Raw genomic sequence first — 26,421 nt, 5'->3', positions numbered from 1 at the left:
CCTAGCAACTTAAGCTTTGTCGAGGTTGTTTTATGAAACATGCTCCAGTACCACAAACCACACTTGGGATTTCCGGACGAATTGCCGCTGCCTTTCAAAATAGCGCCATCACGCCGTTATTAGCACTTCTCGGGCTCTTACTTGGCTTATTCGCCATTTTGGTGACACCAAAAGAAGAAGAGCCACAAATTGATGTCACCTTTGCCGATGTGTTTATCCCTTTTCCCGGCGCGACACCCACGGAAGTTGAAAACTTAGTCACCCTGCCAGCGGAACAAGTGATCTCCGAAATCAAAGGCATAGATACTCTGTACTCGTTCTCCCAACCCGATGGCGCGCTGATCATCGTCATCTTTAAGGTCGGTGTTGCGCGCAATGATGCCATCGTCAGCCTATACAACCAGATTTATTCCAACATGGATAAATTACCAAGGGGCGCTGGCGTGGGTGAACCGCTAATTAAACCCCGCGGCATCGATGATGTGCCCATTGTCAGTTTGACCTTATGGTCAAAGGACAGGCAAGTGTCTGCTGAGCAGCTAACCCATGTCGCCCTTGGATTAGAAACCGAAATTAAGCGTATTCCCGGCACTCGCGAAATCGATACCGTTGGCCAGCACGATATGGTGGCCAACATACGTATCGATCCCGCCAAGATGAACAGCTTTAATCTGACCTACGATAAGTTAAGACAAAGCCTGAATGACAATAATATGGTCTCTATGCCTGCATCCTTAGTGCAAGGCAATCAAGAGATTAAAGTTCAGGCTGGGCAGTTTTTACAATCCATCGACGATCTCAAGCAATTAGTCGTCAGTGTCTATCAAGATAAACAAGGCAAGACTATTCCGATTTATTTGGCGGATATTGCCGAAATCAGCTTAAAAAGTGATATCCCTAAACAGAGCGTTTGGCACGCAGATAAAACCGATATTTATCCCGCCGTCACCATCGCGATTGGTAAACAAGCGGGCCAAAATGCCGTCGATATCGCCGACAGTGTCATTGAGCGGATTGCTAAGGTCGACAATGTGTTGATCCCCGCGAATGTCGAAGTCACAGTGTCACGTAACTATGGCGAAACCGCGGCGGATAAATCTAACACCCTTATTTTAAAACTGATTTTTGCCACCAGCGCCGTAGTCGTGCTGGTCTTTTTAACCATGGGCGCACGCGAATCCTTAGTCGTGGGCGTGGCCATTATTATCACGCTAGCGATCACCCTTTTCGCCTCTTGGGCGTGGGGATTTACCTTAAACCGCGTGTCCTTGTTCGCCTTGATTTTCTCCATCGGCATCTTGGTCGACGATGCCATAGTCGTAGTAGAAAACATCCACCGGCATATGGCGCTCGGCAAAAATTCCTTCAGCGAGCTTATTCCTGTGGCGGTCGATGAAGTCGGTGGCCCGACGATTCTGGCGACATTTACTGTTATCGCAGCCTTGCTGCCGATGGCTTTTGTATCGGGCTTAATGGGGCCTTACATGAGCCCGATCCCCATCAACGCCAGTATGGGCATGTTAATTTCCCTCGTAGTGGCATTTGTGGTCACTCCTTGGCTCAGTCGTAAACTGCTGAAACATAATGACCAACACGATACTACCCAAGCCTCGCACGAGGATGAAGCTGAAACTAAGATGGTGCGTCTCTTCACCCACTTAATTGGTCCTTTCCTGCTGGGTAAAAATGCCCGTAAGGCAAGAGTGGGACTGGCTGCCGGCGTATTTGTGTTAATCGGCATCGCCGTCGCGCTCCCTGTCGGTCAGCTCGTGGTGCTTAAAATGCTGCCCTTCGATAATAAGTCCGAGTTTCAAGTGATGGTGGACATGCCAGAAGGCACTCCCGTAGAGCAAACACAAAGAGTATTGCAGGATTTGAGTCGCTACCTAACAACCGTCCCTGAGGTCGAGCATCTACAATTGTATGCGGGCACTAACGCGCCAATGAACTTTAACGGCTTAGTGCGCCACTATTTCCTGCGTCACAGCCAAGAGCTTGGCGACATCCAAGTGAACCTAGTGGATAAGAAACACCGCAAGCGCGACAGCCACAGCATAGCGGTATCGGTGCGAGACGAACTGCAGCAAATTGGCGAGCAATATCAAGCCAATATCAAAGTGGTTGAAGTGCCACCAGGGCCGCCAGTGTGGTCGCCGCTGGTTGCAGAAGTGTATGGCCCAAGTCCCGCTATTCGCGAGCAAGCCGCATATGAGATGCAGGCGCTGTTCCATGAAACCAAAGATGTGGTCGATATCGATATTTTCTTACCCGCTGCCCAGCAAAAATGGCAAGTGATGATCGACCGCAGTAAAGCCAGCCTGATGGCCGTGCCCTACAGCAATATTGTCGACTTGATTGCCACCTCAGTTGGCGGCAAAGATGTGAGCTATTTACATCAAGCCCAGCAAAAACAACCGATACCGATCCGCCTACAATTAAACGAAGGCGCGAAAGTCGATTTAGAGCAAGTACTGAATATGAAGTTACTGAGCCAAACGGGGCAATCTGTGCCAGTCTCTGAGCTGGTGACCATCAAACGTGGCAAAATCGATGCACCGATTATCCATAAGAATATGATCCCTATGATCATGGTCGTCGCCGATATGTCGGGACCACTGGACAGCCCGCTCTACGGCATGTTCGATATGGCGGGCAAAATCGATGGCGCCGATGGCTTAGGGTTTGATCAGCATTATATTCACCAACCCACAGGGTTAGACTCAGTCGCCGTGCTCTGGGATGGCGAATGGAAGATCACCTACGAAACCTTTAGAGACATGGGTATCGCCTATGCGGTCGGTATGATTGCGATTTATTTATTGGTGGTCGCGCAGTTTAGATCGTATCTGGTGCCGCTTATCATCATGGCGCCAATTCCACTGACTGTGATTGGCGTAATGCCTGGACATGCCCTGCTCGGAGCGCAATTCACCGCGACGTCCATGATAGGCATGATAGCGCTGGCGGGGATTATTGTGCGTAACTCGATATTATTGGTCGATTTTATTAATCAAGAAACCGCATCCGGCGTGCCCTTTGAGCGGGCAGTGATCCACTCTGGCGCCGTGCGAGCTAAACCTATCATGCTGACTGCATTTGCAGCCATGATAGGGGCATTGTTTATTCTTGATGATCCGATTTTCAATGGCTTAGCGATCAGTCTGATCTTTGGTATTTTTATCTCGACCATACTGACCTTAGTTGTCATCCCTGTGCTGTACTACACGGCCATGAAAAACCGTATGAATACTGTTCAGATATAAACACAAACACAAAATTAACCACAACAAAGGCCATCACCAAGATGGCTTCAAGGAGTAAGGTATGTCATTAGAACGCAGTATTATGGCTTTTGCCGGATTTATGGTGTTACTGTCACTGGTGTTAACCGCCTATGTGCACCACAACTTTCTTTGGTTAACCGCATTTGTTGGCGCTAACCTATTCCAAAGTGCTTTTACCGGTTTTTGTCCTGCCGCCATGGTTTTACGAAAATTGGGTGTAAAATCAGAGGCTGAAATTGCTAAACAAAGCTAAGCCACATACAGTCACTGCTTAAGAGTTAAAATAAGAGATAAGAGTTAGGTGAGCAAGTACACGCTTGGCCTAATACAAGCGTGCCAAAAAGCCATCAAGGAGAGATAAAGTGACCCACAACCTCGTAACCCGTGGCCAAAGCCTAATGCGCTTAGCCCTATTAAGCCTGCAATCACTGGTACTCATGCCACTGCTGCTAATGCCCATGATAGCCAGCGCCGCCGACCAAGATCCTGCAATCGCATGGGATAAAATTGCCGCAGGCGCTATGGTGCTCGATGTCAGAACGCCTGAGGAGTTTGCCGAAGGTCATCTAGCCAATGCGGTCAATATTCCCTTTGAGCAAGTGACAGAGGAGTTTGCTAAGCGTGGCATCGCCAAAGATGCTCCCGTCATCTTGTATTGCCGTAGCGGTCGTCGTAGCAGTATTGCGACCGAAGCCTTAGTCGCTGCCGGATACACCCAAACCTATAATGGTGGCGGTTACTCCACCTTAGTTGAGGCGCAAAAAACACCCGCTAAGTAATTTACTACCATCGAATTGGCTCTAGTGTGGGGAAGTAAGGATAAATCACTCAAATACTGTCACCTAACTCTAGTCATTCAAGGTTTAACGACTAAAAGCGCCCTAGGGCGCTTTTTTATTATCTAAATAAAATATCGAAATTAAGCAGGGGTGGATTAATAGGTTCTTACCAGATTTATTGTGGACGAAAGAGCACAGGATTTTTTAGTAGTTCTATAAAATAAGTAACACCCGTATTCCCAAACAGCCTAAGTAAAGTCAATCAATTGGCAACTGCCACCCTATTGACAGCCTTTTGCAACAATTTCGCATAATCAATCACTTGAGAAAATATTATCATTATGATGAAAACTTAAAGTTTGTTTTTGTTATTTTTAATTACAAAAAAATATATATATAAATTTCAATGCATTGATAACGGTAAAATCAATCAAAAGCCCTCATATGAAGTCGTAAATTCGTATTCACTTATTCACGTTTATCACATAAAAAAACAAATATTTTAATAAAATTTGGTTACAAATCGTTACAGCTTGAATTTATATGCACTATAAATGCCTATTAAATCTAAATACTTACCAACCGCCATACTGTTAACAATTGATTTACAAATTACGTGGTCGCAGATAAATTCACTAACCGAGTAGCATCTGAGTCGTAGTTATTCTTATGAAACATAAAATAATAATGATTAACACTAAATTGACCATGGAAGAAGAACATGACAATCAACAGAACCACTAAAATAGCGTTAAGCCTTTCAAGCTTAGCTATTGCGATCTCCGCCAGTGTACAAGCTGCACCACAAGTCCCAGGTTTTGCCGCAGCATTACAAGCACAAACCTCCCCACTGCCAAAGCGTTACATTGTGAAGTTTAAAAACACTGATGCCACGGCCATCATGTCAGCCAATAGTGTGCAATCAACGAGTGATCTGCAGTCACTCAATGACGCGACAACAGATACGCTACCAACCACAATGAATTATCAGCCACAAATGGCTGAAATCAGTGCCCAACATACCGCATTAAATAAAGTACAAGCGAAGGAAATGAAGCGTATCGGCCGCAGTAACAGCTACTCGGTGAAACTCGATGCCAAAGGGATCAATGCCTTAAAAACCCGTGCTGATGTGGAATATGTCGAAGAAGATATGCCACGCCGCTTTCTAAGTGAAAGTACGCCTTGGGGCCAAACTTTTGTAGGAGCAACCCAGTTAAGCGACAGCCAAGCTGGCAACCGCACTATTTGTATTATCGATTCAGGCTACGACCGTAGTCACAGTGACTTAGGTGGCAACAATGTCACAGGGACCAATAACTCAGGCACGGGTAACTGGTTTGAGCCGGGCAATAATAACGCCCACGGTACCCACGTTGCGGGGACGATTGCGGCGATCGCCAACAATGATGGCGTGATCGGCGTTATGCCAAATCAAAATGCCAATATTCATGTGATCAAAGTGTTTAATGAATCTGGCTGGGGCTACTCTTCATCCTTAGTCGCTGCCGTAGACACTTGTGTCACCAACGGCGCCAATGTTGTCACTATGAGTTTAGGTGGTTCAGGTTCTAGTACCACTGAGCGTAACGCTCTGGCTGCCCACTATAATAATGGTGTTCTCCTGATTGCTGCTGCGGGTAACGATGGGAATAGCACTCACAGCTACCCAGCATCCTACGATGGCGTCATGTCCGTCGCCTCTGTGGATAACCATAAAGACCACTCAGCATTCTCCCAATACACTAACCAAGTGGAAATATCAGGCCCTGGTGAAGCCGTTCTATCGACGGTTACCCGTGGCGAAGGCCGTTTAGCCGATATCACTATCGGCAGTCAGTCTTACTTTGACTCAGGTGTCGTGCCACACAATCGCCTGATATCCTCTGGTGGCAGCTATGTCCCCGCACCATTTAACGGTACCAGCACTGCAACTTTGGCAGAATGTACCGTTAGCGGCACAAGCTTCAACTGCGGCAACATGACCAATAAGATTTGTTTAGTGGAACGTGTTGGTAATCAAGGCACTAGCTACCCTGAAATTAACGCAGCTAAAGCCTGTAAGAATGCGGGTGCCAGTGCGACGATTGTTTACAGTAACGCGGCATTACCCGGCTTACAAAACCCCTTCCTTGTGGATGCTAACAACGAAATCAATATGGTTTCTGTATCTGTTGATCGTGCAACAGGCTTAGCACTGCGCAATCAACTGGGCGCCACAGTCACTGTCAGCAACCAAGGCAATAAAGATTACGAGTACTACAACGGTACATCAATGGCGACACCGCATGTGTCAGGTGTTGCGACCTTAGTGTGGAGCTACCACCCAGAATGTAGTGCGGCGCAAGTCCGTAACGCATTGAAAATGACTGCAGAAGATCTTGGTACTGCGGGTCGTGACAACTACTATGGCTATGGTTTAGTTAATGCAGTTGCAGCAAAAGCCTTCCTAGATGCATCTTGTACTGGTCCAACGGGTCCTGTCGATCCAACCGAACCGGGCGATAGTGTTCTGGTGAACGGTGTGGCGAAAACAGGTTTAGCAGGCGCAACAGGTGAAGAATTACATTTTTCATTTGAGGTTCCTGCAGGTGCAACTAACCTAGGCTTTGTGATGAACGGTGGCACAGGTGATGCGGACTTGTATGTGCAATATGGCGCGGCGCCAACCACCACTAATTACGATTGCCGTCCGTATAAAAGTGGCAATAGTGAGTCTTGTCCAATCACCAACGTACAATCAGGCACTTACTATGCCATGGTGAAAGGCGATTCGGCTTTCACTGGTGTGTCGTTAACGGCGAACTACACAGCGTCTAATGGCGGCGGTACGCCAACGAGCTATAGCAATACTGATAACTATAATATTCCTGATAACAAAGCGGCGGGGATCACTAGCCCAATCACGGTTACTCGCACAGGTGATTCAGGTACTGTGACTGCAGTCGTGAACATAGTCCACCCTTACATTGGTGACTTAAAAGTGCAGCTGATCAGCCCTTCAGGAAAAACGGTTACCCTGCATAACAACACAGGTCTTGGTGCAGACAATATCAATAAGAGCTATACCGCAGATATGACAGGTGCGAATTCGAACGGCGTATGGAGGTTAAAAGCCGTAGACAGTGGCCGTGGTGATGCTGGTTATATCGATAGCTGGGAACTGAGCTTCAAATAAATCAAAATCGATACTCTTACTGATACTTAAAAGTGATAAACGGAAAGAGCCTGCAATTGCAGGCTCTTTTTTTACAAAACATGTTATTCAATATCTTTGAGGATTTCAGGTTCAATCAACACGCTGGTTTCATTATCCGATAACCAAATTTGGCCTTCACTAATCGAAACTTGCAATGCCATATTACGCCCAACAAAGGCTTCCATCGCCGTGACGGACTCTTCGGCAATATTCCACACTTTTAAATTCTGATAACGCTCTAACGCTTGCTGATTCTGTTTCCACCAAATCGGTACACTGCGACCACCATAGGTAAAGAGCTGCACGACTTTGGCACGGCCGCTGGCCTTTCGCAGCCATTTTTCATCGGCCTGACCAAACTCAACCCACAGATCAATTTCACCGGATAGGGTTTTGTCCCATAGCTCTGGCTCGTCATCAACGCACAGACCTTTACTAAAACTTAAGGTTTCGCTGGCATTCACAATAAACGCGAGTAAACGCACCATCATGCGGCCATCGGTTTCGGAAGGATGCTGGGCAAGCGTCAATTGATGGTCTTGGTAATAATTCCGATCCATATCGGCTATCTGTAAATTGACTTTAAACACGGTCGCCTTGAGGGCCATAGTCATCCTAAATGCAGAGTGAAATCCTGAAACAGCGAAATCCTAAAATAAGGCTGCCGAGTCTACCTGAGACTCGGCATTAGCTCAAACGAACAATAGAATACGCCCATGAAATCGAACATAAAGTGCAATCGAATAGAAGGTTAAATCGCACCGGGTCGCAGATGTTTAGCCATGGGGAAATGGGCTTTCAACAAGCTGATTTTTTGCGTATCCGCTACCAGTAGCATGCGCGTACCCAGCTCATACTGTTGACTCAACTCACTGAAAGCGGGTAAAAAACCGCGATCTGCGTCGCGGCGAACAAGTTCAGCGAGTTCAACGCTTAAATCACCTTGGCTGTATATACAATCGAGGCGCTGCAATAGCGGCATGGCGGCGAGCGGCAGTAAGTCCACAGAGGTTGTATCATCCAACAAAAGGATTTCGCCGCGGCTGACTAAGTTATTAAACGCATTATGGTAATGCTCAGTGGTACGACTATCAAAACGGTCGCCATTGGTATCGAAAAATCGCTCCCAAAATAAGCGGCGTTTCGAGGTTGAATCGAGCTTATCTTGTACTTCGACGCGTCTATCGGCGACAAAATCGAATAACGGTTTGAGTGACTGCGGTAGGCTAGATTCTAAACGCGAGCGAATCGTGCGTGCAAATACCGGCGCTGCGCCCGCAGTGCTGATCGCGACCACTAAACGACCTCGATCCACAATAGAAGGAGTGATAAAGCGGCAAAAGGCGGGATTATCAACGGCATTAACCCAGATACCACGCGCGGTAGCTAAGGTCGCTAACTCGGCATTAAGACTGTCGTTTGCCGTAGCTAAATACACCAAATCATAATTTTGAATGTCGGCATGGACGACTTCACGCTGGGATAACAAAATGCGGCCAGCATCTGCATAACGTTGCACTTCAAGGTTCACCTCTGGCGCTACCACGTGGATATTGGCTTCAGTACGTGTCAGCAGTGCTAACTTACGGCTCGCCACATCGCCCGCGCCCACCAGTAGAACATTCAAATTAACCGTATCGACAAACAAGGGAAAATATTGCATTAGATGAGATCCTGAACGCTTAGTCCTGCACCACTGGCAGTTGACGCTGTACCCAGCCCTTATAGCCACCAATCATAGAGGCAACGTGGGCGTAACCCATAAGTTGCAGATTATGGGCAGCCAAGGCGGAACGCGCACCACCCGCGCAGTAGAGTAATATGGGTGTATTTTTATCGGGGAAACGCGCTTCGATATCACGCTCTAAAATACCCCAGCTTAAATGTTTCGCTTGGGGTCAATGATCTTGCAGCCACTCACGATCCTCACGCACATCAACAAGGTGCCAGCGGTCATCGGCCTGATATGCTTCGATTGTCACTTCAGTGATATTAGGCAGAATAGCGTCAACAAGGGCGGAAAATGCATTGGGATGCTGCATCACTAACTCCTAGATAAGATATTGAATGACATAATGAATGTCAGCTTATCAGCCAAGTGTAATCTTCTCATCCTGCAGACGCAATCTTTCAGCCTCACCGCAAAGCTGAGAAGGTTGCCAGTGAAAAGGCTAGTTGTGGCTTTCGCTGCGCTCTGAGCTACATTGCCAGCAAAGCTCAAAACTGCCTTCATTAGTCTCATGGCATTGCACACACTGCCATTGCGGACTTTCAACATCCAACGCATTCAATTGAACTTGTGCTGACGCGTATTGGGACTCACCTACCCATAACTCGACGTTTTGCATCCCAGTAGGGAGTTCACCAATGCCGCCTAATAACGCTTCACCTCTGAGTTCAACATGAATGCCACAGGCCTCCAATAAACCTTTCCATGTGTGGGCCTGCAATAAATTACCACCAGCAACTAACACTTTACGTTCTTCCATGCGACATCCTACGGCTACAACTCTCTGGAATATGGGTTGCCGACATCCTACTGCTAAATAGCCGAGGCTGTCGAGCGCTGATTTTTACATCAGTTGTTAAATAAATTAACATTCACTTTTTACAGCATAACTGACTATAACTTTGTGAGTTTGCTAGCAGAATGTCAGATACGCCTCAAAATCGATGCAAAAAAAAGCCACCTCGTCGGTGGCTTTTTAACTCCAAATTAACCTTTAAGGCATCATAGGAGGTTGGTCTGCGCCTTCTTTCTCAATCTCAACTGGCATCATGTGTTCACGATTGATACCCAGTTTAACGGCCAAGAAGCTCGCCACATAGATAGAGGAATAAGTACCCACAAAAATCCCCAACAGCAATGCAGTCGCAAAGCCATGGATCATAGTGCCGCCCTTAAGGAACAAGGCCACAACAGTCACCAAAGTCGTGCCCGTTGTAATAATGGTACGGCTCATAGTTTGAGTGATTGAAATGTTAACTATTTCTTCAGGATCGCTCTTACGCAGCTTAAGGAAGTTCTCACGGATACGGTCAAATACCACGATAGTATCGTTAAGTGAGTAACCCACCACCGTCAACAAGCCCGCCAATACGGTCAAGTCAAATTCCAATTGAAATAACGAAAACACCCCTAAGGTCACGATGACATCGTGCGCCAATGCCGCTACAGAACCAAACGCTAAGCGCCATTCGAAACGAAACGACACATAGATCATGATACAAATCAGCGCGACTAATACCGCCAATGCGCCTTGCTCTGCCAGTTCTTTACCCACTTGTGGGCCAACAAACTCAACACGCTTCTGCTGCACTTGTGGGTCAACTTTCTGCGCGGCTTCCATGACAGACTTAACCTGCACATCGCTCTTAACGCCTTCTTTCACCTGTAAACGTACAAGTACGTCACGGCTAGAACCGAAGTTTTGCACGATCGCACCTTCGGAATCTGGCGTCGTCAGTTGCACACGCAGCGCATTCAAATCAACCGGCTGAGTAAACTCCATTTCAACAACAGTACCGCCAGTGAAATCAAGACCCCAGTTAATACCGTTAGTCGCGAGCGATACCAGCGAGCCCAGCACTAACACTGCCGACATAATGCTAATAGGCAGTGCATGGCGGAGGAAGTTTACTGTATGTTTTAAGGATAAAACTTCAATCATTGTCACTTCCCCTTAGATAGACAGAGTCTTCACGCGCTTACCACCCCAAATCGCGTTAACGATTGAGCGAGTACCCACGATGGCGGTAAACATAGAAGTCGCAATACCTATCATTAAGGTCACAGCGAAGCCTTTAATCGCACCAGTACCTACGGCAAACAAAATGAGCGCAGTGATGAAGGTGGTGATGTTCGCATCGGCGATAGTTGAGAAAGCATTACCATAACCTTCATGGATAGCCTGCTGCACGCCACGTCCGGCACGAAGCTCTTCACGAATACGCTCATAAATCAGCACGTTGCCGTCAACCGCCATACCGACAGTCAACACCATACCGGCAATACCGGGTAGGGTTAACACAGCGCCAGGGATCATAGACATAACGCCTACAACCATGACTAAGTTTGCGGTTAAAGCCAGGTTAGCAATAAGCCCAAAGCTACGGTAGTAAACCAACATAAAGAGTAAGACAACAGCCATACCCCATACCATAGCTTGTACACCGCTTTGAATGTTTTCAGCACCTAAGCTTGGACCAATGGTACGTTCTTCAACAATTGATACAGGAGCAATCAAAGCACCCGCACGCAGTAATAGCGCAAGGTTTTGTGCTTCACCATGACTTAAGCCAGTGATCACAAAGTTACGGCCTAAACGGGCTTGAATGGTCGCGACAGAAATCACTTCTTGGATTTTCTGCATCTTAACGCTGCCATCGGCATTGCGATCACCACTGTCTTTATATTCGATGAACAAAGTCGCCATAGGCTTGCCTATGTTGTCTTTGGTCACGTCAGAGAAAATGGTACCGCCTTTAGCGTCGAGGTTGATACTGACCTGAGGACGACTGTACTGGTCAAAGCTAGGTTGTGCGCCAGTGATATGGTCACCCGTCAACATCACTTCTTTCTTCAATATCACAGTGCCACCTTCGCGGCGCTGATACACTTCAGAACCTGCAGGTACACGGCCTGATTGCGCAGCATTCGGATCGGCTTTGTCATCCACCATGTGGAATTCAATTGATGCGGTTGCACCTAAGATTTCCTTAGCACGAGCCGTATCTTGTACACCTGGCAGCTCAACGATAATGCGCTCGGCGCCTTGACGTTGTACTACAGGCTCAGCCACACCTAACTCGTTAACACGGTTACGAATGGTAGTAATGTTTTGTTGCAGTGCTTCTTCTTTAATCTGCTTTAGATAAGCTTCACTCATCACAGCTTGCAGCGCGAAATCTTCGCCACGGCTAGCGTCGGTGAACACCATATCTTTATTGCGAGTCTTAAGGAAACGCTCGGCAGTCGCTAAGTTTTCAGCATCACGGAACTTGATTTCAATTCCAGTAGCATTAACACGAATACCAGCATAACGAATGGTTTCTTCACGTAATTGTGAACGGAAATCAGCGACTTTAGCTTCTTCCATCTTACGAATCGCTTCGCCCATGTCCACTTCCATGAGGAAATGCACACCACCGCGAAGGTCAAGACCGAGTTTCATAGGGCTACCACCCATGGACTCGAGCCACTTAGGCGTCGCAGGCGCTAAGTTAAGTGCCACAGTAAACTTGTCACCTAAGCTGTCAGCAATCAGTTCTTTCGCCAGTAGCTGTTGATCCGCATTTTGCAAACGGACCAACAACTGACCTTTTTCAAGCTCAGAGCGCTTTACCGCAATGCTCTTACTGGCTAACAGCTCGTTCACACTGGCTTGGGTAGATGCTGTTACTTCGGCACCTCGAGTCGCCACCACTTGCACCGCGTGATCTTCACCAAAAAGGTTAGGTACGGCATAGAAACAACCTATGGCGATGACGAGCATCACCATAATGTTTTTCCACATTGGGTATTTATTTAACACGCCTGAGCCCTCTTGGCTTACAACGACTGGATAGAGCCCTTAGGCAATACAGCTGCAATATAGTCTTTTTTGATCGTGATTTGTGTTGTGTCGTTCAAGCTCAGTAACACGTAATCGCTTTCGTCGCTGATTTTTGCAATCTTGCCTAAAATCCCACCACTGGTTAACACTTCATCGCCTTTGCCTAATGAAGACATCAGATTTTTGTGCTCTTTAACGCGTTTTGATTGCGGACGGAAAATCATGAAATAGAAAATCAGGCCGAAAATCGCCAGCATGAAAATCAGTTCCATCGTGCCGCCACCTTGTGGTGCGCCGGCAGCGCTTGCATATGCATTTGAAATAAACATAGTTTTTCTCTTCTTATTAGCAAAAAATCAATCGACTAACTCTGGTACTTCGCGACCTTGACTGGTATAGAAGTCAGCCACAAAGGCGTCTAATGTACCCGTCTCAATCGCACCGCGCAAACCTTCCATTAACATTTGATAGTATCTCAAGTTGTGAATGGTGTTTAAACGCGCACCCAGAATCTCATTACAACGATCTAAGTGGTAAAGATACGCCCGTGAATAATTTTTACAGGTATAACAATCACACTTAGTATCAAGTGGTGACGTGTCATCTCTATGACGCGCATTGCGTATTTTGATCACACCTTCACTCGTAAACAGATGACCGTTGCGGGCATTACGGGTTGGCATCACACAGTCAAACATGTCAACACCACGACGTACACCTTCAACTAAATCTTCTGGTTTACCGACCCCCATCAGATAGCGAGGTTTGTCTGCAGGAATTTGCGGGCAAATATGCTCAAGAATGCGATGCATATCTGCTTTAGGCTCACCTACGGCCAAACCACCGACGGCATAACCGTCGAAACCAATATCGACTAAGCCTTTTAAGCTTTCGTCGCGTAAATCTTCATACACACCGCCCTGAATAATACCAAAGAGTGAGTTAGGGTTCTCTAAACGGTCAAATTCATCACGCGAACGTCTTGCCCAACGCAAAGACATCTGCATTGACTTGCGCGCTTCATCTTCAGTGGCAGGATACGGGGTACATTCGTCAAAAATCATCACCACATCACTGCCCAATGCATCTTGAATTTGCATTGATTTTTCAGGATCTAAGAAGATTTTTTCACCATTAATGGGCGAACGGAAATGCACACCTTCTTCGGTGATCTTACGGATATCGCCAAGACTAAACACTTGGAAACCGCCCGAGTCCGTTAAAATAGGACGCTGCCAGTTCATAAAGTCATGCAAGTCACCGTGCTTACGCATGATTTCTTCGCCTGGTCGCAACCATAAATGGAAAGTGTTACCGAGCAAAATATCCGCGCCAGTGGCACGTACTTCTTCCGGTGTCATGCCTTTCACTGTGCCGTAGGTTCCTACCGGCATAAAAGCGGGGGTTTCTACTGTGCCACGATCAAAAATTAACCGACCACGGCGCGCACGCCCGTCGGTAGTGTCTAATTCAAATTTCATAATTCACCTCGCCAGATAAACAGTCTGACTACATTTTTAATGGCTAATGCCATTTTGATTAACAATAGAGATGGGGACAGTGTTAAAAGGTTCAATCTTTTAACGAAAAAAATTGCCGCACCATCTCACTTTGGGCGGCTATTTTAAAACAAAATCTTGGTCTAGTGGGCTTTTTTCGTCACAAACATCGCATCGCCATAGCTAAAGAAGCGATATTTTTGCGTGATAGCATGTTGATACGCCACCATAACATGATCAAAACCGGCAAAAGCACTCACTAACATGATCAAAGTTGATTCAGGTAGATGAAAATTTGTCACCATAGCATCGACCACTTGGAATTCATAACCTGGGTAAATAAAGATATCGGTATCGCCGCTAAAAGCTTTGAGTTCGCCAAGGCTTGCGCGTGCCGCACTTTCTAAGGAGCGCACTGACGTCGTCCCCACGGCCACCACACGTTTACCCGCAGCTTTGGTTTGCGCGATTAAATCAACCACATCCTGCGGCACATTCGCCCACTCGGAATGCATCTTGTGTTCAAGAATGGTATCGACACGCACTGGCTGAAATGTTCCCGCGCCCACATGCAAGGTCACAAACGCGACATTCACGCCCTTGGCTTTTAATGCATCGAGCATGGCATCGTCAAAATGCAAACCCGCCGTTGGCGCTGCAACTGCACCAGGATTTTGGTTATACACGGTTTGATAGCGCTCTTTGTCGGCATCATCATCGGGTCTATCGATATAAGGAGGCAAAGGCATGTGCCCTACTGCTTCAAGCACTTCTAAGATGGTTAACTCGGATAACAACTCAAGTTCAAACAAGGTATCGTGACGGGCGACCATCTTCATTTGATAGCCACCGTCGAGATGGATTAACGAATCCACTTTAGGGGATTTAGAGCTGCGAACATGGGCGAGGATGCGCTTATCATCGAGCATACGCTCAACTAAAATTTCTAACTTGCCACCACTGGCCTTTTGACCAAACATGCGCGCGGGGATCACTCGGGTATTGTTGAACACCATTAAATCGCCGGAATTAATCATCCCCAGCAGATCGGTAAACTGCTTGTCGCCTAACGCACCAGAGTTGCCGTCTAAGGTTAACAGACGGGATGCATTACGCTGCGCCATAGGATAACGAGCGATCAGCTCATCGGGGAGATCGAAAGAAAAGTCTGCAACGCGCATATTGGCCTCTAGATAGCTTAGAACGGCGGCTAGTCTATGGTTAGAGGCCAATAAGATCAAGATTACTTATTGCCAATGTCCACTTCTTGCTCGGGTTCCACTGGATTAATGCCATCTTGGGGCAGATTGCCATCGGCATCGAATTTTAGCCGCGAGCGACTAAAGTCATCCATGCTGAAACGGTGTTGTTCAAAGGGGATTTCTATTAGCACTTTTTTGCGCTTCTGCTGCTCGTCTTTACCAAGCATTTTGGTGAACCAGTTCCACATCATCCATGATCCTAAAAAAGGTTATTGATTTTATTTCACTTTCCCTTATCGATTACTATGTCAACGTTGAAGTCAGCCATAATTATTCACGGCGAATCAAATGTCATTATCAATAAAAAGTGAAAAAATACTGCATTTTTAGCTTCGGCGCTTTCCTAAGCGCGCTTGTGCATGATACCGTGAACCGACGTGGTTAACCAAGCACAAATAATGAACTTTCTTACACACTTACATCTCGCCGACATCAGTAAAACCCACCTTGCAGCCAACGTAGCAGGTAACTATATTCAAGCGCCAATTGCACAAGCTCCAATTGAGTTACGCCAAGCTTTATGGCTAAACCAAGAGATTAATACCCTTTGCGCCAGCCATGAATTGACGATTGAATTAATGGAAGCTTTCCCTGCGCCCTTAAGAAGCATAGCAGCAGAACTCATGGCGGTGAGTTTCGATCACTATTTAGCTTACTATTGGGAAGAATATCACCACCAACCCTTGGATGAATTCAGCAGCAAGGCCTATGATGCGTTAGATACTTTCGCCGCCCAAGGTGTAGACCCGTACCATCCAGAAGCACTTGCTAAGCTCTTGCCCGCCATGCGCAGCGCCGATTGGTTCGGCAGCTACACCACAGAAAAAGGCTTACAACACGCTTTAGCACAAGTGGCAAAACAGCATCCGCAAGCCGCACTGTTTAAAGATGCCCATAAAGTCGTCAATAAAATGCAGATCGAAATCGAAACCGCATTCCGCACTTTTTATCCGCAGCTGATGGCTTATACCCGTATCTGGAGCCGTAAAACACCTGCAGAATATTTGCCTTCCTCCCTCTAGGAATAAGCGAGCATGAGATTATGCTGTGTGCCTGCGTAAATTTTGCTAGTATGGCCGCGCAAAAATGAGGACAAAATGCAGATATTTGATTACCAGCCCCCAGCAGTTCCTTGGCTAGACATCCGCTATAAAGATAGAGATCTGATTATCATCAATAAGCCTTCGGGCCTATTGTCTAATCCGGGTATAGCGGCTCACACCTTCGATTGCGCGTTAACTCGCTTACAAACCCTTTATCCAGAAACAATTTTAGTACATCGGCTCGACTGCGCGACCTCGGGCATTATGGTGTTCGCCCGTAATAAAAAAGCGGAGTCGCATTTAAAAACACAGTTTCAAGATAGACAGAGTAAGAAAGTCTATATTGCCGAAGTGATGGGACATGTGCTGCAAGATCAGGGCATGATTGACCTCGCGATTGCGCCAGACACTGAGCATCCACCCTATCAAAAGACACTGCAAGCAGGAGAGACTGGCGGTAAAAGCGCTCTCACCTACTACCGTGTACTAGAGCGCCGAGAAAACAGCACCTTAGTCGAGCTTTCGCCAGAAACAGGCCGCACCCATCAATTGCGTGTGCATATGCTTGCCCTAGGCCATGCGATTTTAGGCGATGAGTTTTACGGTGATGCCGAGGTTATCAAAGCCGCGCCGCGTTTATGCTTACATGCACAAAGCTTAAGTCTGACCCATCCCTATTCGGCTAAACCGCTGTTTTTTAGCAGCAAACATCCCTTTAGCGAATAACTCAATCCAATAGCTGCAACCCCATAAAAGCAAAAGGTCGCGACTTAGCACTGAGCTAAAATGCGACCTTAGTTATTTACGGATTCGACTGTAGTCGTTTAAGCGACGCGCATGCCTTGAGCAAAATCGGCATCGGCGGCTAATTTATCCGCTTGGAAATAACAGCCCTGCTCATTACAAAATTGTAATTGCTGTGACTGTGTCACGATAAAGAATTCACCAAAGAAATTGCCGCCAACATCTTCCAGCTTATGGCCCTCAGGAGTTTGCGTCATATAGACTTCATCTAAACTATGGCAGCCATCACTAAACCAAGTTTCTAAAAAATATTTATCGTCTTCTTTATAGAGGGTAATTTTGTCACCCAGTAAAGGACGCCCATCTAACCAACGACCTATAATTTCACGATTTTGCATATCTGTCTCCCGCCAATGAAGGCGACGGCGTTTTTCGATCCCAGACATCCTGATATCCTTATGCAATACCCAATCACCTAAAGTGAATGTCAGTTGTGGTAGTACATTAAGCATAGAACCCATTTAACTCTTTACTCCCCACAGCAGCAAATTACTTCAAATCGCCCGTCAAATGTAACTTTTTGGTTAATTTAAATTTGCTAAATATTTAAAATATAAAAGATAAATACCTTTGACTAATTAATCGGCAGTGTAGCTCAATCTAAAAATAAAAACGCGATCTTTATCACTATTTACTTATCGCTAAAGTAAAGGCAGCTAAAAGACTTATCTAGCGAGCTGAATAAAAACACCGCGCTGTATAGACGTCGATAAATGAGAACGGCAGCCAAACAGACCAACTGGCAATGTCAGCAAAAGTCCAATAAATCCCCTCTATATTACTAACTGCCCTCATAACATCCTTGCTAACCGTTATGCGTCAAGTTGAAGAGTTTGTATGGCACTTAGTCACAAGCGCCAATATATTTTCCATTGCCAACGAGTTTCGACTTGATTTTCATTGACTCTTCAGAGATTGTCACTTCAAGCTTAGAAGTGAACGTTTTCCCATTGAAACGCATTTCACCCACTGTTTTAGATGCACCATCAGGGCTAGTGCATGATGTTTCAAACACCATCTTGTTAGCACTAATCCAATTGCTGTTAGTTTGGCATTCTTCGCCTTCATTTTCTTCAGGCTCTAAATCAAATGCAGAGGCGATGTCATTTATGCATTCAGTTTCCGTGTAATCAGGCCTTTTGGCCATGCTCCGCATCATTTTCTCCATTTCAGGAGGTGCGTCTATTTCTACTATTTCGGATTTCCAAGTGGTTTCCCATAAACCCGGTTTGAAGTCATAGTTTTCAGCGTAAAGATGAGTTGATGCCACTATGAGTCCAGTTAACATCACTTTAGTAATTAGGTGGGTCATTTATTATTCCTTTAATTAATGAAAAACAAGTAAGGTTTTAGTGCCTAGCGCCCAAATTTAGCACGCAAAGTCGTGCTGCGGGTTGAGGTCGCAGCCAGCAATTTTGCTGGCTTTAACATTTGTTTTTAGGGGCGACAACCATCTTAATTGTCCGACCCACTATAAACATCTAAACTTAAAACAATTCTACGTTGACCAAGTGCCAGCATGATTTCAGGTGACAAGCTCAAACCATCATTCCAGTTGCCCATAAACAAGCCGCAGAACATGTCAACTTTGTAGCTTTGGTAAAGCTTTTCCCATATCGCTAAGTCACTTGTTAGCTGGGATAAAATTGCTTCAATCTGCGCGTTTAGGTCTTCTGGCTCTCTCTTTTTAGCCTGAAAATGCCAGCTACCCGTTTTGGCAATCCGCACTTTTCCACTGGTTTTGCTGACATCTTCATCACCTTTCTTTTTACTTTTAGTTGCTGTACCACCAAGTAAATTTGATACGTCTTCAGGTATCAAATCATCCCCGAAGATCCGAAGAGTGGCTTGTGAATATTCAAATGCACCCATAAAAGGCCCTAATGCTGAGCTAAAAAGCGCCAATGCAGCGTAGCGTTGGCGTCCATAGAAAAATAAAAACGCACACACTTAACTATCTGTATTAACTAGAAGTTATCAGCTTTCTACCGCTTTTCATATACAAGAATCCATCAGAAAGACACGCATGCGCGTTTTCCACACCAATTATCCTAAAACGGTAACCTGTAAGTGTTTAATTTTAAATATTTTTAGATTTAGATGTTTGAGATAACACGCACGTGTATTGACAGAAAGCACTCACAAACAAGCAATTTAGATACAATTGTATCTCTTCCAGTTTCTACGACTCTTGTTGAAGAGTTAAGCACAAGGGGGCTGTAGCGTTATTTCTACAAATCTAGAACTCAATCCTTTGGTATGAATATGCTCCATATATTGCCCACTTTCGTTTTTTAGTTTGGTTTGATCATATTGATGAACTCGTAATAAAAATAACTCAAGAAATTGTTTTTTTAAAAATTTTTACACAACCCCATAACGTACGCATTTCATATATCAAATGGACTTATAGGAGCTTGTTACATCTTTTATTGCCAATTTTAATAGGGTTTCTGATATAACCCATAAGTGAATTACCGCACAAGTAAGACCAAGTGATATTTCAATATCCCTACAAAACAAAAATAAAGCAGGAAGCGCTATGCATAACATTCATCGTCGTCACTTTCTTAAGGCAGCGGGTGCAGCTACCGCCGGACTCGTCACAGCCAATATTGCCCTCAACGCCTACGCCAGTAGTGTCGCCCCTAAACCACAAACGGGTAAATCCGTTATCGGACTCATAGCACCCAAGATGGACGTGGTTCGAGTTGGCTTTATCGGTGTTGGCGAGCGTGGCTTTAGCCATGTCGAGCAATTCTGTCATTTAGAAGGCGTTGAACTTAAAGCTATTTGTGATACTCACCCAGCGGTGCTGGACAGAGCCGTGGATCATATCGTTAAACAGAATCGGCCAAAACCGGCTGTCTATACAGGTAATGACCTGAGCTATCGCGATCTCTTAAGCCGCGATGATATTGATATTGTGATCATTTCTACGCCATGGGAATGGCACGCACCTATGGCGATAGAGACGATGGAAAGCGGTAAACATGCCTTTGTCGAAGTACCGTTAGCACTCACAGTAGAGGAATGCTGGCAAATTGTGGATACCGCTGAACGCACTCAGAAAAACTGCATGATGATGGAAAACGTCAACTACGGCCGTGAAGAACTTATGGTACTCAACATGGTACGCCAAGGCGTGTTTGGGGAGTTGCTCCACGGTGAAGCCGCTTATATCCACGAGCTACGTTGGCAGATGAAGGAAATAGACCATAAGACGGGCTCATGGCGAACTTATTGGCATACCAAGCGCAACGGTAACTTGTACCCGACCCACGGTTTAGGGCCAGTATCCCAGTATATGAACATCAACCGCGGTGATAGATTTGATTATCTAACCTCGATGAGTTCACCCGCTCTTGGCCGTGCGCTCTATGCTAAACGTGAATTCCCCGCCGATCATGAGCGTAATCAGCTCAAGTACATCAATGGGGATATCAATACCAGTCTGATTAAGACCGTTAAGGGCCGGACCATCATGGTACAGCATGACACTACGAGCCCAAGACCTTACAGTCGCCACAATTTAATCCAAGGGACAAATGGCGTGTTTGCGGGTTTCCCGAATCGTATCGCCGTCGAAAATGGTGGCTTTGGTCAGAGTTACCACGAGTGGGATATGGACATGCAAAAGTGGTATGACAAATATGATCACCCTCTATGGCAACGCATAGGTAAAGAAGCTGAGATTAACGGCGGCCACGGCGGCATGGATTTTGTGATGTTATGGCGCATGATTTATTGCCTGCGCAATGGCGAGGCCTTAGATCAGGATGTGTACGATGGCGCGTCTTGGTCGGTGGTGAATATCTTAAGTGAACATTCACTCAATGACCGCAGTAACTCAGTCACCTTCCCAGATTTTACCCGCGGCGCATGGCAAACGGCCAAACCCTTAGGGATTGTCGGCGCTTAAGCAGCGGCTTTCACCAAACTCATCATTTTGATGGGTTCACCATAAGGATAAGTGCCTCGGCCTTATCCTTTTTCTTAAATGAAGCCTAGAGATGCCCGCACCATCAATAGCAAGTAATTAGGGACAAGCAATTAGGGGCAATAAACTCATGATAAGAAACCAACTATAAACGCTAATAGTAGCCAATTTCTTTGATTTTCAAAGAAAAATCACCACTCTGCTGGGCACCAATCACTAGTCCTAGACTACAGACTTGGCTTAAATCTATTGCCACTCGGGAAATCGGTTTACCCCGACATTGGGGCAAGAAGTCACTGAAGGGAATTTCTATCCGCTGCCAATTCAAGACTCTAGCGCCACTCACGCCAAACGTTTGATGACTTGGCGCGGGCATAGGCGCTTGATAAACCGTGCTTTGGGGTGTGTCGACATCCTTTAGATTCACTTTATAATCTTTAGGTCGGTCGCCATCGAGTTCGACATAGATCCCAGTAAATCCACTGACATCTATAGGGCTAAACTCACAACGCACTGAAGCAAACCCGCCGCCATTTGCCAGCGACACATGGCCACTAAACTCACCATAGCCTAAAGGTGACACCGTCATCTTACTGCGGGACAAACCGCCCATCACAGTGTCATTTATTCCATACCAGGGCTTTGCGGCATCTAGCACTTTAAAATCAAAAAAGATCATAACGACTCCCATAAAAAAAGCAGCCACCTAAGTGACTGCTTCCATAATACTTTTCAATACGAATAACAGCCCTCGTTAACGCAGTTTAGCTTTATTCTCAGCGGCTTCACAAGCAGCAGCGGTAAAGATAACGTCAGTAGAGCTGTTCAATGCGGTTTCGGCTGCATCTTGAACCACACCAATAATAAAGCCGACAGCGACTACTTGCATGGCGACATCATTAGAAATACCAAACAAGCTACAAGCCAGTGGGATCAACAGTAATGAACCACCCGCTACACCCGAGGCGCCGCAAGCCGAAATAGCGGCTACAACGCTCAATAACAATGCGGTGAGTAAATCGACTTGAATGCCTAAGGTATGCGCCGCAGCTAAGGTCAATACCGTAATAGTGATCGCCGCGCCGCCCATATTGATGGTGGCACCTAAGGGAATAGAGACTGAATAAGTGTCTTCATGCAGATTTAATTTTTCACACAGCGCCATATTCACAGGAATATTCGCCGCACTCGAGCGGGTAAAAAATGCCGTCACGCCACTTTCACGCAGACAACGAAATACCAACGGATAGGGATTACGTTTAATCTTCATGTAAACAATTAAAGGATTAACGATTAACGCAATAATGGCCATCGCACCTAATAACACTGCCAATAACTGCGCATAACCCGCAATTGCGGCAAAACCGGTTTCAGCAAACGTCGCAGCAACTAAACCAAAAATACCAATAGGTGCTAAACGAATAATGAAATGCACCATTTGCGAAATGCCGTGGCTCATGTCGGCAAATACTTGCTTAGTCGAATCGCTAGCATGATGTAAGGCTAAACCTAAGCCCACACCCCAAGCAAGAATACCAATATAGTTGCCCGTCATTAACGCATTCACTGGATTATCAACCAGTTTAAATAATAAGGTATGGATCACTTCACCAATACCTTGTGGAGGACTTGTACCTTCCACACCAGCAACCAAAACTAAAGTCGTGGGGAAAATAGAGCTTAAAATCACAGCAGTTAACGCCGCGGCAAAGGTACCCAATAAATACAGGATCACAATTGGGCGCATATTGGTTTGCGTATTTTTCTTTTGATTGGCAATCGACGATGCTACTAAGATAAATACCAGTATTGGAGCAATCGCTTTTAGTGCTCCAACGAATAAACTGCCTAAGAAGGCGATATCTTTTGCGCTATCGGGTGAAAAACTCGCTAACACCACACCAGCGATAATCCCTAATAAGATTTGTAATACGAGACTGCCATTAGCCAACTTAGCTAATAATGATGATTCTTGTTTCATGGTTTAACCTGTCGTTATTATATTTCGGTTGAGATCCCCAACGCGCACCTTCGGAAATGAGGCCAATAAGGTTTTTATAGGATGTGACTAGACTTGTCTAGTTTTGCGGGGAAATAAGCTAACTAAATTACCCTTGTCCCGCAAAAAGCATACAAAAAACTAACAAGCGCCTTATTGGCGCTGCTTCATGGCTAAATCGGCACCACGCAACATGGCATCAATCAACTCGTGGGCATCGAACTTAGTCAGCGCTTCATTTGCCCCCACTTGGTGGGCCTGACTCACGCTTATTTCGCTGGATAAAGACGTGTGTAAAATGATGTAGGCCTTGGCAGTCAGTGGATTATCACGCACCTCAAATGCCAGTTCGTAACCATCCAGTCCCGGCATCTCGATATCACTCACCAGAATATCTATGGGATGATGCTCTAGTGCCGCTTGTTCCATCATGACTAAGGCTTCTTTACCGTCGGCGGTCACTCGATAAGGGATGTTGATCATATCAAGGGCGTCGGATAACTGCTTACGTGCCACCTTAGAATCATCCACTAACAGGATATTCATGGGTTTGAGTTTCTCACGCTGCACATCGGTCAAGATTGCCCGATTTGCCTGTGGGTTATTCGGGAAAATTTTCGACAGCAATAACTCAACATCGAGCAATTGTACTAACTGGTCCTCAAAACGAGTCACGCCAGTCAAGTAAGCATTCTTGCCCAAATTGGCAGAAGGCGCCTCAATATCGCGCCAATTACATTCAATAATCTTATCGATACCGCGCACTAAAAAGCCAATGATCATCCGCTGACAGTCAGTGATGATGATGTAGCATTTTTCGCGCTCTTCAGGGGCTATCGGCCGATAGCCAATCGCAGCCGCCATATCGATGATAGGAATCGTATGGCCACGAATCGTTGAAGCGCCAAGAATCGTCGGATGAGATTGGGGAATTTTGCTTAGCTGTGTGTACGGCACCAGCTCACGCACTTTCAACGTGCCTAAGGCAAACACTTGAGTCTGTGATAACCGAAACAGTAGTAATCCCTGTGACTGACTTGCCTTACTTTTCATAATTAGATAAATAACTCACTAAAAACAACCTTCGGATAGCTTAACCTTAACACAGTAAAATTTTGATGACTAAGGTCAAACGAATGAAACTATTATTACCTATTTATTAATAGGTTCGACGCCAATCACCGACAAATACTTAGTCTTGCAATGCATACAAGACATCAAAGGCGAATTGATCCCAACCTTCGGCAGTAAAAGCAATATCGCGAATATTACGAACTTGGCTCACCGCATGTAATGGCGCTGCACCATTGACCATCAAGTAATAGGCCATGATAAGACTGGTGCGATCCTTACCCGAGCGGCAATGGATCACCACAGGTAATCCATCGGCTTCACACTGCTGAATAAAAGCTAATGCCTTGGGCAATTGAGCGACACAAATCGCCACATCCCCATCTTGGGGCGGCACATTGCGCGAAAAGGGAATACATTCGTAACGTAAATCGAGCTTTTTAAAGGTGCTAGGCTCACAGCCTTCGCCCCCATTGACCGATAGAATGGCACCAATACCGGCCTCTTTAAGCGCCTGCAAATCCCAAGGATCTTTATTGGGACCACTGCGCCCTGCGACTTTACCTTCAACTAACCAGAATAAGTGTTGCATAAACCTTACCTACGACAAGTGAGATGACAAGGGACGCCAGAGATAAGCTAAGAATAGCTTGTTTCCAACGACTTAAGATTTTTTACCCCAAAATTCAGCATTGGCAGGCGGTAACTGTTTACGTTTTTTTTTACCCGAACCTTCGGGCTTGGCGACAGGTTTAGCTTGTTCTAACAGTTCGGCTGGCATTTCGTCATCGGCTTCAAAACCGACAATTTGCTCACGCACTAACTTAAGCTTGTTCTTTTTCTCTATCACGCCAAAGTGGTGATAATCCTCATGGGAAATCAAGGTCACAGCTAAGCCCGCTTCACCGGCGCGGCCACTACGGCCAATGCGATGCATATAATCCGCTGGGCTTCTTGGTAAATCAAAGTTGATCACCACAGGCAGTTTATCGATATCGATACCACGGGCGGCAATGTCAGTGGCGATTAACACACTGATCTCACCATTTTTAAACCCATCGAGCACTCGCGTACGTGCGCCTTGGGCTTTATCGCCATGGAAGACTTCGGCACTGATCCCACGTTTAGACAATTTTTGCGCTAAATGATTACAGGTATTTTTGGCACTCACAAAAATCAACGCCTGTGACCACTGATGTTCTTTAATCAGATGCGCCAATAATGCGGTTTTCATCGGACGATTAACGGTAATCACCCGTTGATGAATCGTGCTTTCTTGTTCACTTTGAAATTGATATTCAAGCGGATCATTCAGCAGTTTTGCCGTTAATTCGCGGACTTCTTCAGGGAATGTCGCTGAGAATAATAAGGTTTGTTTCTTGACGGGCAACGCATCGAGTACTTGGGCTAATTCTTCTGTAAAACCAAGGCTTAACATGCGGTCGGCTTCATCGAGCACTAAGGCACTAACGCGGTTAAGTTTGATGGCATTGCTGGACAACAGATCTAACAAACGACCCGGCGTTGCCACTAATACGTCAGCACCAGCGCGTAGGCTCTGCATTTGCGCATTGACTGACACACCGCCAAACGCGGCGACAATTTTTAGCTTGCCATTCAAATGCGAAGCATAGGACAAAAAGCTGTCTGCGACTTGCTGGGCTAATTCACGGGTTGGTACTAAGACCAAACAACGAACATAAGCGCCTGTCTTATCGTCTGTTTTTGCTTCAACAAGTTGCTGCAACAGCGGCACGGCAAAGGCTGCCGTTTTACCCGAGCCCGTATTGGCGCCGGCTAACACATCCCGCCCAGCGAGCACAGCGGGAATCGTCGCCGCCTGTACTGGTGTGGGCGAAACATACGCTAATTCGGTTAGTCGATTTAGCAAAGGTGCAATAATGCCGAGTTGGGCAAAGCTTGCCGCAGAGGAAGAAGCCTGAGTCATAGAAAGTTTAACTGCTCACCAATATCTTAATAGGCGGC

At 46.0% G+C, this 26,421-nt stretch carries 24 protein-coding genes and 1 pseudogene; 7 read left to right on the top strand and 18 right to left on the bottom strand.

Annotated features, from left to right (window positions below; all coding sequences use genetic code 11):
- Window positions 1-32: 32 nt before the first annotated feature.
- The 4 genes from L5M29_RS05815 (at window position 33) to L5M29_RS05800 (ending at window position 7,241) form a co-directional block, all read left to right on the top strand.
- Window positions 33-3,263 (top strand): efflux RND transporter permease subunit, encoded by a 3,231-nt coding sequence (locus tag L5M29_RS05815; RefSeq protein ID WP_263166688.1) that lies wholly within the window; start codon window positions 33-35, stop codon window positions 3,261-3,263.
- Between the two features lie 61 nt (window positions 3,264-3,324).
- Window positions 3,325-3,537, top strand: coding sequence for a DUF2892 domain-containing protein (locus tag L5M29_RS05810; protein WP_006082265.1), 213 nt, complete (start codon window positions 3,325-3,327; stop codon window positions 3,535-3,537).
- A 109-nt stretch (window positions 3,538-3,646) separates the two neighbouring features.
- Window positions 3,647-4,063 (top strand): rhodanese-like domain-containing protein, encoded by a 417-nt coding sequence (locus L5M29_RS05805; protein ID WP_263166686.1) that lies wholly within the window; start codon window positions 3,647-3,649, stop codon window positions 4,061-4,063.
- A gap of 721 nt (window positions 4,064-4,784) precedes the next feature.
- Window positions 4,785-7,241 carry a S8 family serine peptidase gene (locus L5M29_RS05800; protein WP_263166684.1) on the top strand — a complete coding sequence of 819 codons (2,457 nt, stop codon included), beginning with the start codon at window positions 4,785-4,787 and terminating at the stop codon, window positions 7,239-7,241.
- 83 nt (window positions 7,242-7,324) lie between these two features.
- On the opposite strand, the gene L5M29_RS05795 is transcribed toward L5M29_RS05800, so the two are convergent.
- From L5M29_RS05795 to L5M29_RS05750, 10 genes and pseudogenes are all read right to left on the bottom strand, one after another.
- A complete protein-coding gene (locus L5M29_RS05795; RefSeq protein WP_113941666.1) occupies window positions 7,325-7,870 on the bottom strand; it encodes a YaeQ family protein in 546 nt (181 codons plus the stop codon).
- 143 nt (window positions 7,871-8,013) lie between these two features.
- A complete protein-coding gene (locus L5M29_RS05790) occupies window positions 8,014-8,925 on the bottom strand; it encodes a bifunctional precorrin-2 dehydrogenase/sirohydrochlorin ferrochelatase (protein ID WP_263166681.1) in 912 nt (303 codons plus the stop codon).
- Window positions 8,926-8,944: 19 nt separating this feature from the next.
- Window positions 8,945-9,304 (bottom strand): annotated as a pseudogene (locus tag L5M29_RS05785) (rhodanese-like domain-containing protein).
- A gap of 129 nt (window positions 9,305-9,433) precedes the next feature.
- Window positions 9,434-9,751, bottom strand: a complete 318-nt coding sequence (locus L5M29_RS05780) for a DUF2007 domain-containing protein (RefSeq protein WP_028761071.1) — start codon at window positions 9,749-9,751, stop codon at window positions 9,434-9,436.
- A gap of 234 nt (window positions 9,752-9,985) precedes the next feature.
- Window positions 9,986-10,933 carry a protein translocase subunit SecF gene (gene secF, locus L5M29_RS05775; RefSeq protein WP_263166680.1) on the bottom strand — a complete coding sequence of 316 codons (948 nt, stop codon included), beginning with the start codon at window positions 10,931-10,933 and terminating at the stop codon, window positions 9,986-9,988.
- A gap of 12 nt (window positions 10,934-10,945) precedes the next feature.
- Window positions 10,946-12,796 carry a protein translocase subunit SecD gene (gene secD, locus L5M29_RS05770; protein WP_263166678.1) on the bottom strand — a complete coding sequence of 617 codons (1,851 nt, stop codon included), beginning with the start codon at window positions 12,794-12,796 and terminating at the stop codon, window positions 10,946-10,948.
- 17 nt (window positions 12,797-12,813) lie between these two features.
- On the bottom strand, window positions 12,814-13,146 hold the full coding sequence (gene yajC / locus L5M29_RS05765; RefSeq protein WP_007649452.1) for a preprotein translocase subunit YajC: 333 nt from the start codon (window positions 13,144-13,146) through the stop codon (window positions 12,814-12,816).
- A 27-nt stretch (window positions 13,147-13,173) separates the two neighbouring features.
- Entirely contained in the window at window positions 13,174-14,298 is a 1,125-nt protein-coding gene (gene tgt, locus L5M29_RS05760; RefSeq protein WP_006082277.1) for a tRNA guanosine(34) transglycosylase Tgt, read from the bottom strand.
- A 161-nt stretch (window positions 14,299-14,459) separates the two neighbouring features.
- Window positions 14,460-15,497 carry a tRNA preQ1(34) S-adenosylmethionine ribosyltransferase-isomerase QueA gene (queA, locus tag L5M29_RS05755; RefSeq protein WP_263166676.1) on the bottom strand — a complete coding sequence of 346 codons (1,038 nt, stop codon included), beginning with the start codon at window positions 15,495-15,497 and terminating at the stop codon, window positions 14,460-14,462.
- A gap of 62 nt (window positions 15,498-15,559) precedes the next feature.
- The gene (locus L5M29_RS05750; protein ID WP_263166673.1) at window positions 15,560-15,769 is read right to left on the bottom strand and encodes a hypothetical protein; all 210 of its coding nucleotides are present in this window, start codon (window positions 15,767-15,769) and stop codon (window positions 15,560-15,562) included.
- A 207-nt stretch (window positions 15,770-15,976) separates the two neighbouring features.
- Between L5M29_RS05750 and L5M29_RS05745 the strand changes: the two genes are divergently transcribed.
- Together L5M29_RS05745 and L5M29_RS05740 are read left to right on the top strand one after the other, a co-directional pair.
- Window positions 15,977-16,600, top strand: a complete 624-nt coding sequence (locus tag L5M29_RS05745; RefSeq protein ID WP_263166671.1) for an acyl carrier protein phosphodiesterase — start codon at window positions 15,977-15,979, stop codon at window positions 16,598-16,600.
- A 75-nt stretch (window positions 16,601-16,675) separates the two neighbouring features.
- Window positions 16,676-17,347 (top strand): RluA family pseudouridine synthase, encoded by a 672-nt coding sequence (locus tag L5M29_RS05740; RefSeq protein ID WP_263166670.1) that lies wholly within the window; start codon window positions 16,676-16,678, stop codon window positions 17,345-17,347.
- 98 nt (window positions 17,348-17,445) lie between these two features.
- Here L5M29_RS05740 and L5M29_RS05735 read toward each other — a convergent pair whose 3' ends face one another.
- The 3 genes from L5M29_RS05735 to L5M29_RS05725 form a co-directional block, all read right to left on the bottom strand.
- Window positions 17,446-17,886 (bottom strand): hypothetical protein, encoded by a 441-nt coding sequence (locus L5M29_RS05735; RefSeq protein WP_263166668.1) that lies wholly within the window; start codon window positions 17,884-17,886, stop codon window positions 17,446-17,448.
- Between the two features lie 383 nt (window positions 17,887-18,269).
- Window positions 18,270-18,737 carry a DUF3617 domain-containing protein gene (locus L5M29_RS05730; protein WP_263166667.1) on the bottom strand — a complete coding sequence of 156 codons (468 nt, stop codon included), beginning with the start codon at window positions 18,735-18,737 and terminating at the stop codon, window positions 18,270-18,272.
- Between the two features lie 143 nt (window positions 18,738-18,880).
- Window positions 18,881-19,375: a DUF4279 domain-containing protein gene (locus tag L5M29_RS05725; RefSeq protein ID WP_263166665.1), complete on the bottom strand. Its 495-nt coding sequence runs from the start codon at window positions 19,373-19,375 to the stop codon at window positions 18,881-18,883.
- A gap of 592 nt (window positions 19,376-19,967) precedes the next feature.
- Here L5M29_RS05725 and L5M29_RS05720 point away from each other — a divergent pair.
- Window positions 19,968-21,347, top strand: coding sequence for a Gfo/Idh/MocA family oxidoreductase (locus L5M29_RS05720; protein WP_263166664.1), 1,380 nt, complete (start codon window positions 19,968-19,970; stop codon window positions 21,345-21,347).
- A 172-nt stretch (window positions 21,348-21,519) separates the two neighbouring features.
- Here L5M29_RS05720 and L5M29_RS05715 read toward each other — a convergent pair whose 3' ends face one another.
- From L5M29_RS05715 to L5M29_RS05695, 5 genes are all read right to left on the bottom strand, one after another.
- Window positions 21,520-22,044: a CIA30 family protein gene (locus L5M29_RS05715; RefSeq protein ID WP_263166662.1), complete on the bottom strand. Its 525-nt coding sequence runs from the start codon at window positions 22,042-22,044 to the stop codon at window positions 21,520-21,522.
- A 75-nt stretch (window positions 22,045-22,119) separates the two neighbouring features.
- Window positions 22,120-23,346, bottom strand: coding sequence for a serine/threonine transporter SstT (gene sstT / locus L5M29_RS05710; RefSeq protein WP_263166660.1), 1,227 nt, complete (start codon window positions 23,344-23,346; stop codon window positions 22,120-22,122).
- A 171-nt stretch (window positions 23,347-23,517) separates the two neighbouring features.
- The gene (locus L5M29_RS05705) at window positions 23,518-24,417 is read right to left on the bottom strand and encodes a chemotaxis protein CheV (RefSeq protein ID WP_028761082.1); all 900 of its coding nucleotides are present in this window, start codon (window positions 24,415-24,417) and stop codon (window positions 23,518-23,520) included.
- A gap of 139 nt (window positions 24,418-24,556) precedes the next feature.
- A complete protein-coding gene (locus tag L5M29_RS05700) occupies window positions 24,557-25,027 on the bottom strand; it encodes a dual specificity protein phosphatase family protein (RefSeq protein WP_263166658.1) in 471 nt (156 codons plus the stop codon).
- A 72-nt stretch (window positions 25,028-25,099) separates the two neighbouring features.
- Window positions 25,100-26,383, bottom strand: a complete 1,284-nt coding sequence (locus L5M29_RS05695; protein ID WP_263166656.1) for a DEAD/DEAH box helicase — start codon at window positions 26,381-26,383, stop codon at window positions 25,100-25,102.
- Window positions 26,384-26,421: the final 38 nt, after the last annotated feature.

The sequence above is a fragment of the Shewanella sp. SM95 genome, assembly GCF_025653595.1.
Lineage (GTDB): Bacteria > Pseudomonadota > Gammaproteobacteria > Enterobacterales > Shewanellaceae > Shewanella > Shewanella oncorhynchi.
This window is presented reverse-complemented; position numbering and strand designations above follow the sequence as displayed.

What these genes read in the sequence shown, in the direction of transcription:
- L5M29_RS05705 (WP_028761082.1), bottom strand. Translation starts at nt 24,417, where the DNA reads ATGAAAAGTAAGGCAAGTCAGTCACAGGGATTACTACTGTTTCGGTTA.
- L5M29_RS05740 (WP_263166670.1), top strand. Translation starts at nt 16,676, where the DNA reads ATGCAGATATTTGATTACCAGCCCCCAGCAGTTCCTTGGCTAGACATC.
- L5M29_RS05815 (WP_263166688.1), top strand. Translation starts at nt 33, where the DNA reads ATGAAACATGCTCCAGTACCACAAACCACACTTGGGATTTCCGGACGA.
- L5M29_RS05780 (WP_028761071.1), bottom strand. Translation starts at nt 9,751, where the DNA reads ATGGAAGAACGTAAAGTGTTAGTTGCTGGTGGTAATTTATTGCAGGCC.
- sstT (WP_263166660.1), bottom strand. Translation starts at nt 23,346, where the DNA reads ATGAAACAAGAATCATCATTATTAGCTAAGTTGGCTAATGGCAGTCTC.
- tgt (WP_006082277.1), bottom strand. Translation starts at nt 14,298, where the DNA reads ATGAAATTTGAATTAGACACTACCGACGGGCGTGCGCGCCGTGGTCGG.
- L5M29_RS05695 (WP_263166656.1), bottom strand. Translation starts at nt 26,383, where the DNA reads ATGACTCAGGCTTCTTCCTCTGCGGCAAGCTTTGCCCAACTCGGCATT.
- L5M29_RS05795 (WP_113941666.1), bottom strand. Translation starts at nt 7,870, where the DNA reads ATGGCCCTCAAGGCGACCGTGTTTAAAGTCAATTTACAGATAGCCGAT.
- L5M29_RS05715 (WP_263166662.1), bottom strand. Translation starts at nt 22,044, where the DNA reads ATGATCTTTTTTGATTTTAAAGTGCTAGATGCCGCAAAGCCCTGGTAT.
- L5M29_RS05800 (WP_263166684.1), top strand. Translation starts at nt 4,785, where the DNA reads ATGACAATCAACAGAACCACTAAAATAGCGTTAAGCCTTTCAAGCTTA.
- secF (WP_263166680.1), bottom strand. Translation starts at nt 10,933, where the DNA reads ATGATTGAAGTTTTATCCTTAAAACATACAGTAAACTTCCTCCGCCAT.
- L5M29_RS05745 (WP_263166671.1), top strand. Translation starts at nt 15,977, where the DNA reads ATGAACTTTCTTACACACTTACATCTCGCCGACATCAGTAAAACCCAC.
- queA (WP_263166676.1), bottom strand. Translation starts at nt 15,497, where the DNA reads ATGCGCGTTGCAGACTTTTCTTTCGATCTCCCCGATGAGCTGATCGCT.
- L5M29_RS05810 (WP_006082265.1), top strand. Translation starts at nt 3,325, where the DNA reads ATGTCATTAGAACGCAGTATTATGGCTTTTGCCGGATTTATGGTGTTA.
- L5M29_RS05720 (WP_263166664.1), top strand. Translation starts at nt 19,968, where the DNA reads ATGCATAACATTCATCGTCGTCACTTTCTTAAGGCAGCGGGTGCAGCT.
- L5M29_RS05750 (WP_263166673.1), bottom strand. Translation starts at nt 15,769, where the DNA reads ATGATGTGGAACTGGTTCACCAAAATGCTTGGTAAAGACGAGCAGCAG.
- yajC (WP_007649452.1), bottom strand. Translation starts at nt 13,146, where the DNA reads ATGTTTATTTCAAATGCATATGCAAGCGCTGCCGGCGCACCACAAGGT.
- L5M29_RS05790 (WP_263166681.1), bottom strand. Translation starts at nt 8,925, where the DNA reads ATGCAATATTTTCCCTTGTTTGTCGATACGGTTAATTTGAATGTTCTA.
- L5M29_RS05730 (WP_263166667.1), bottom strand. Translation starts at nt 18,737, where the DNA reads ATGACCCACCTAATTACTAAAGTGATGTTAACTGGACTCATAGTGGCA.
- L5M29_RS05700 (WP_263166658.1), bottom strand. Translation starts at nt 25,027, where the DNA reads ATGCAACACTTATTCTGGTTAGTTGAAGGTAAAGTCGCAGGGCGCAGT.
- L5M29_RS05735 (WP_263166668.1), bottom strand. Translation starts at nt 17,886, where the DNA reads ATGGGTTCTATGCTTAATGTACTACCACAACTGACATTCACTTTAGGT.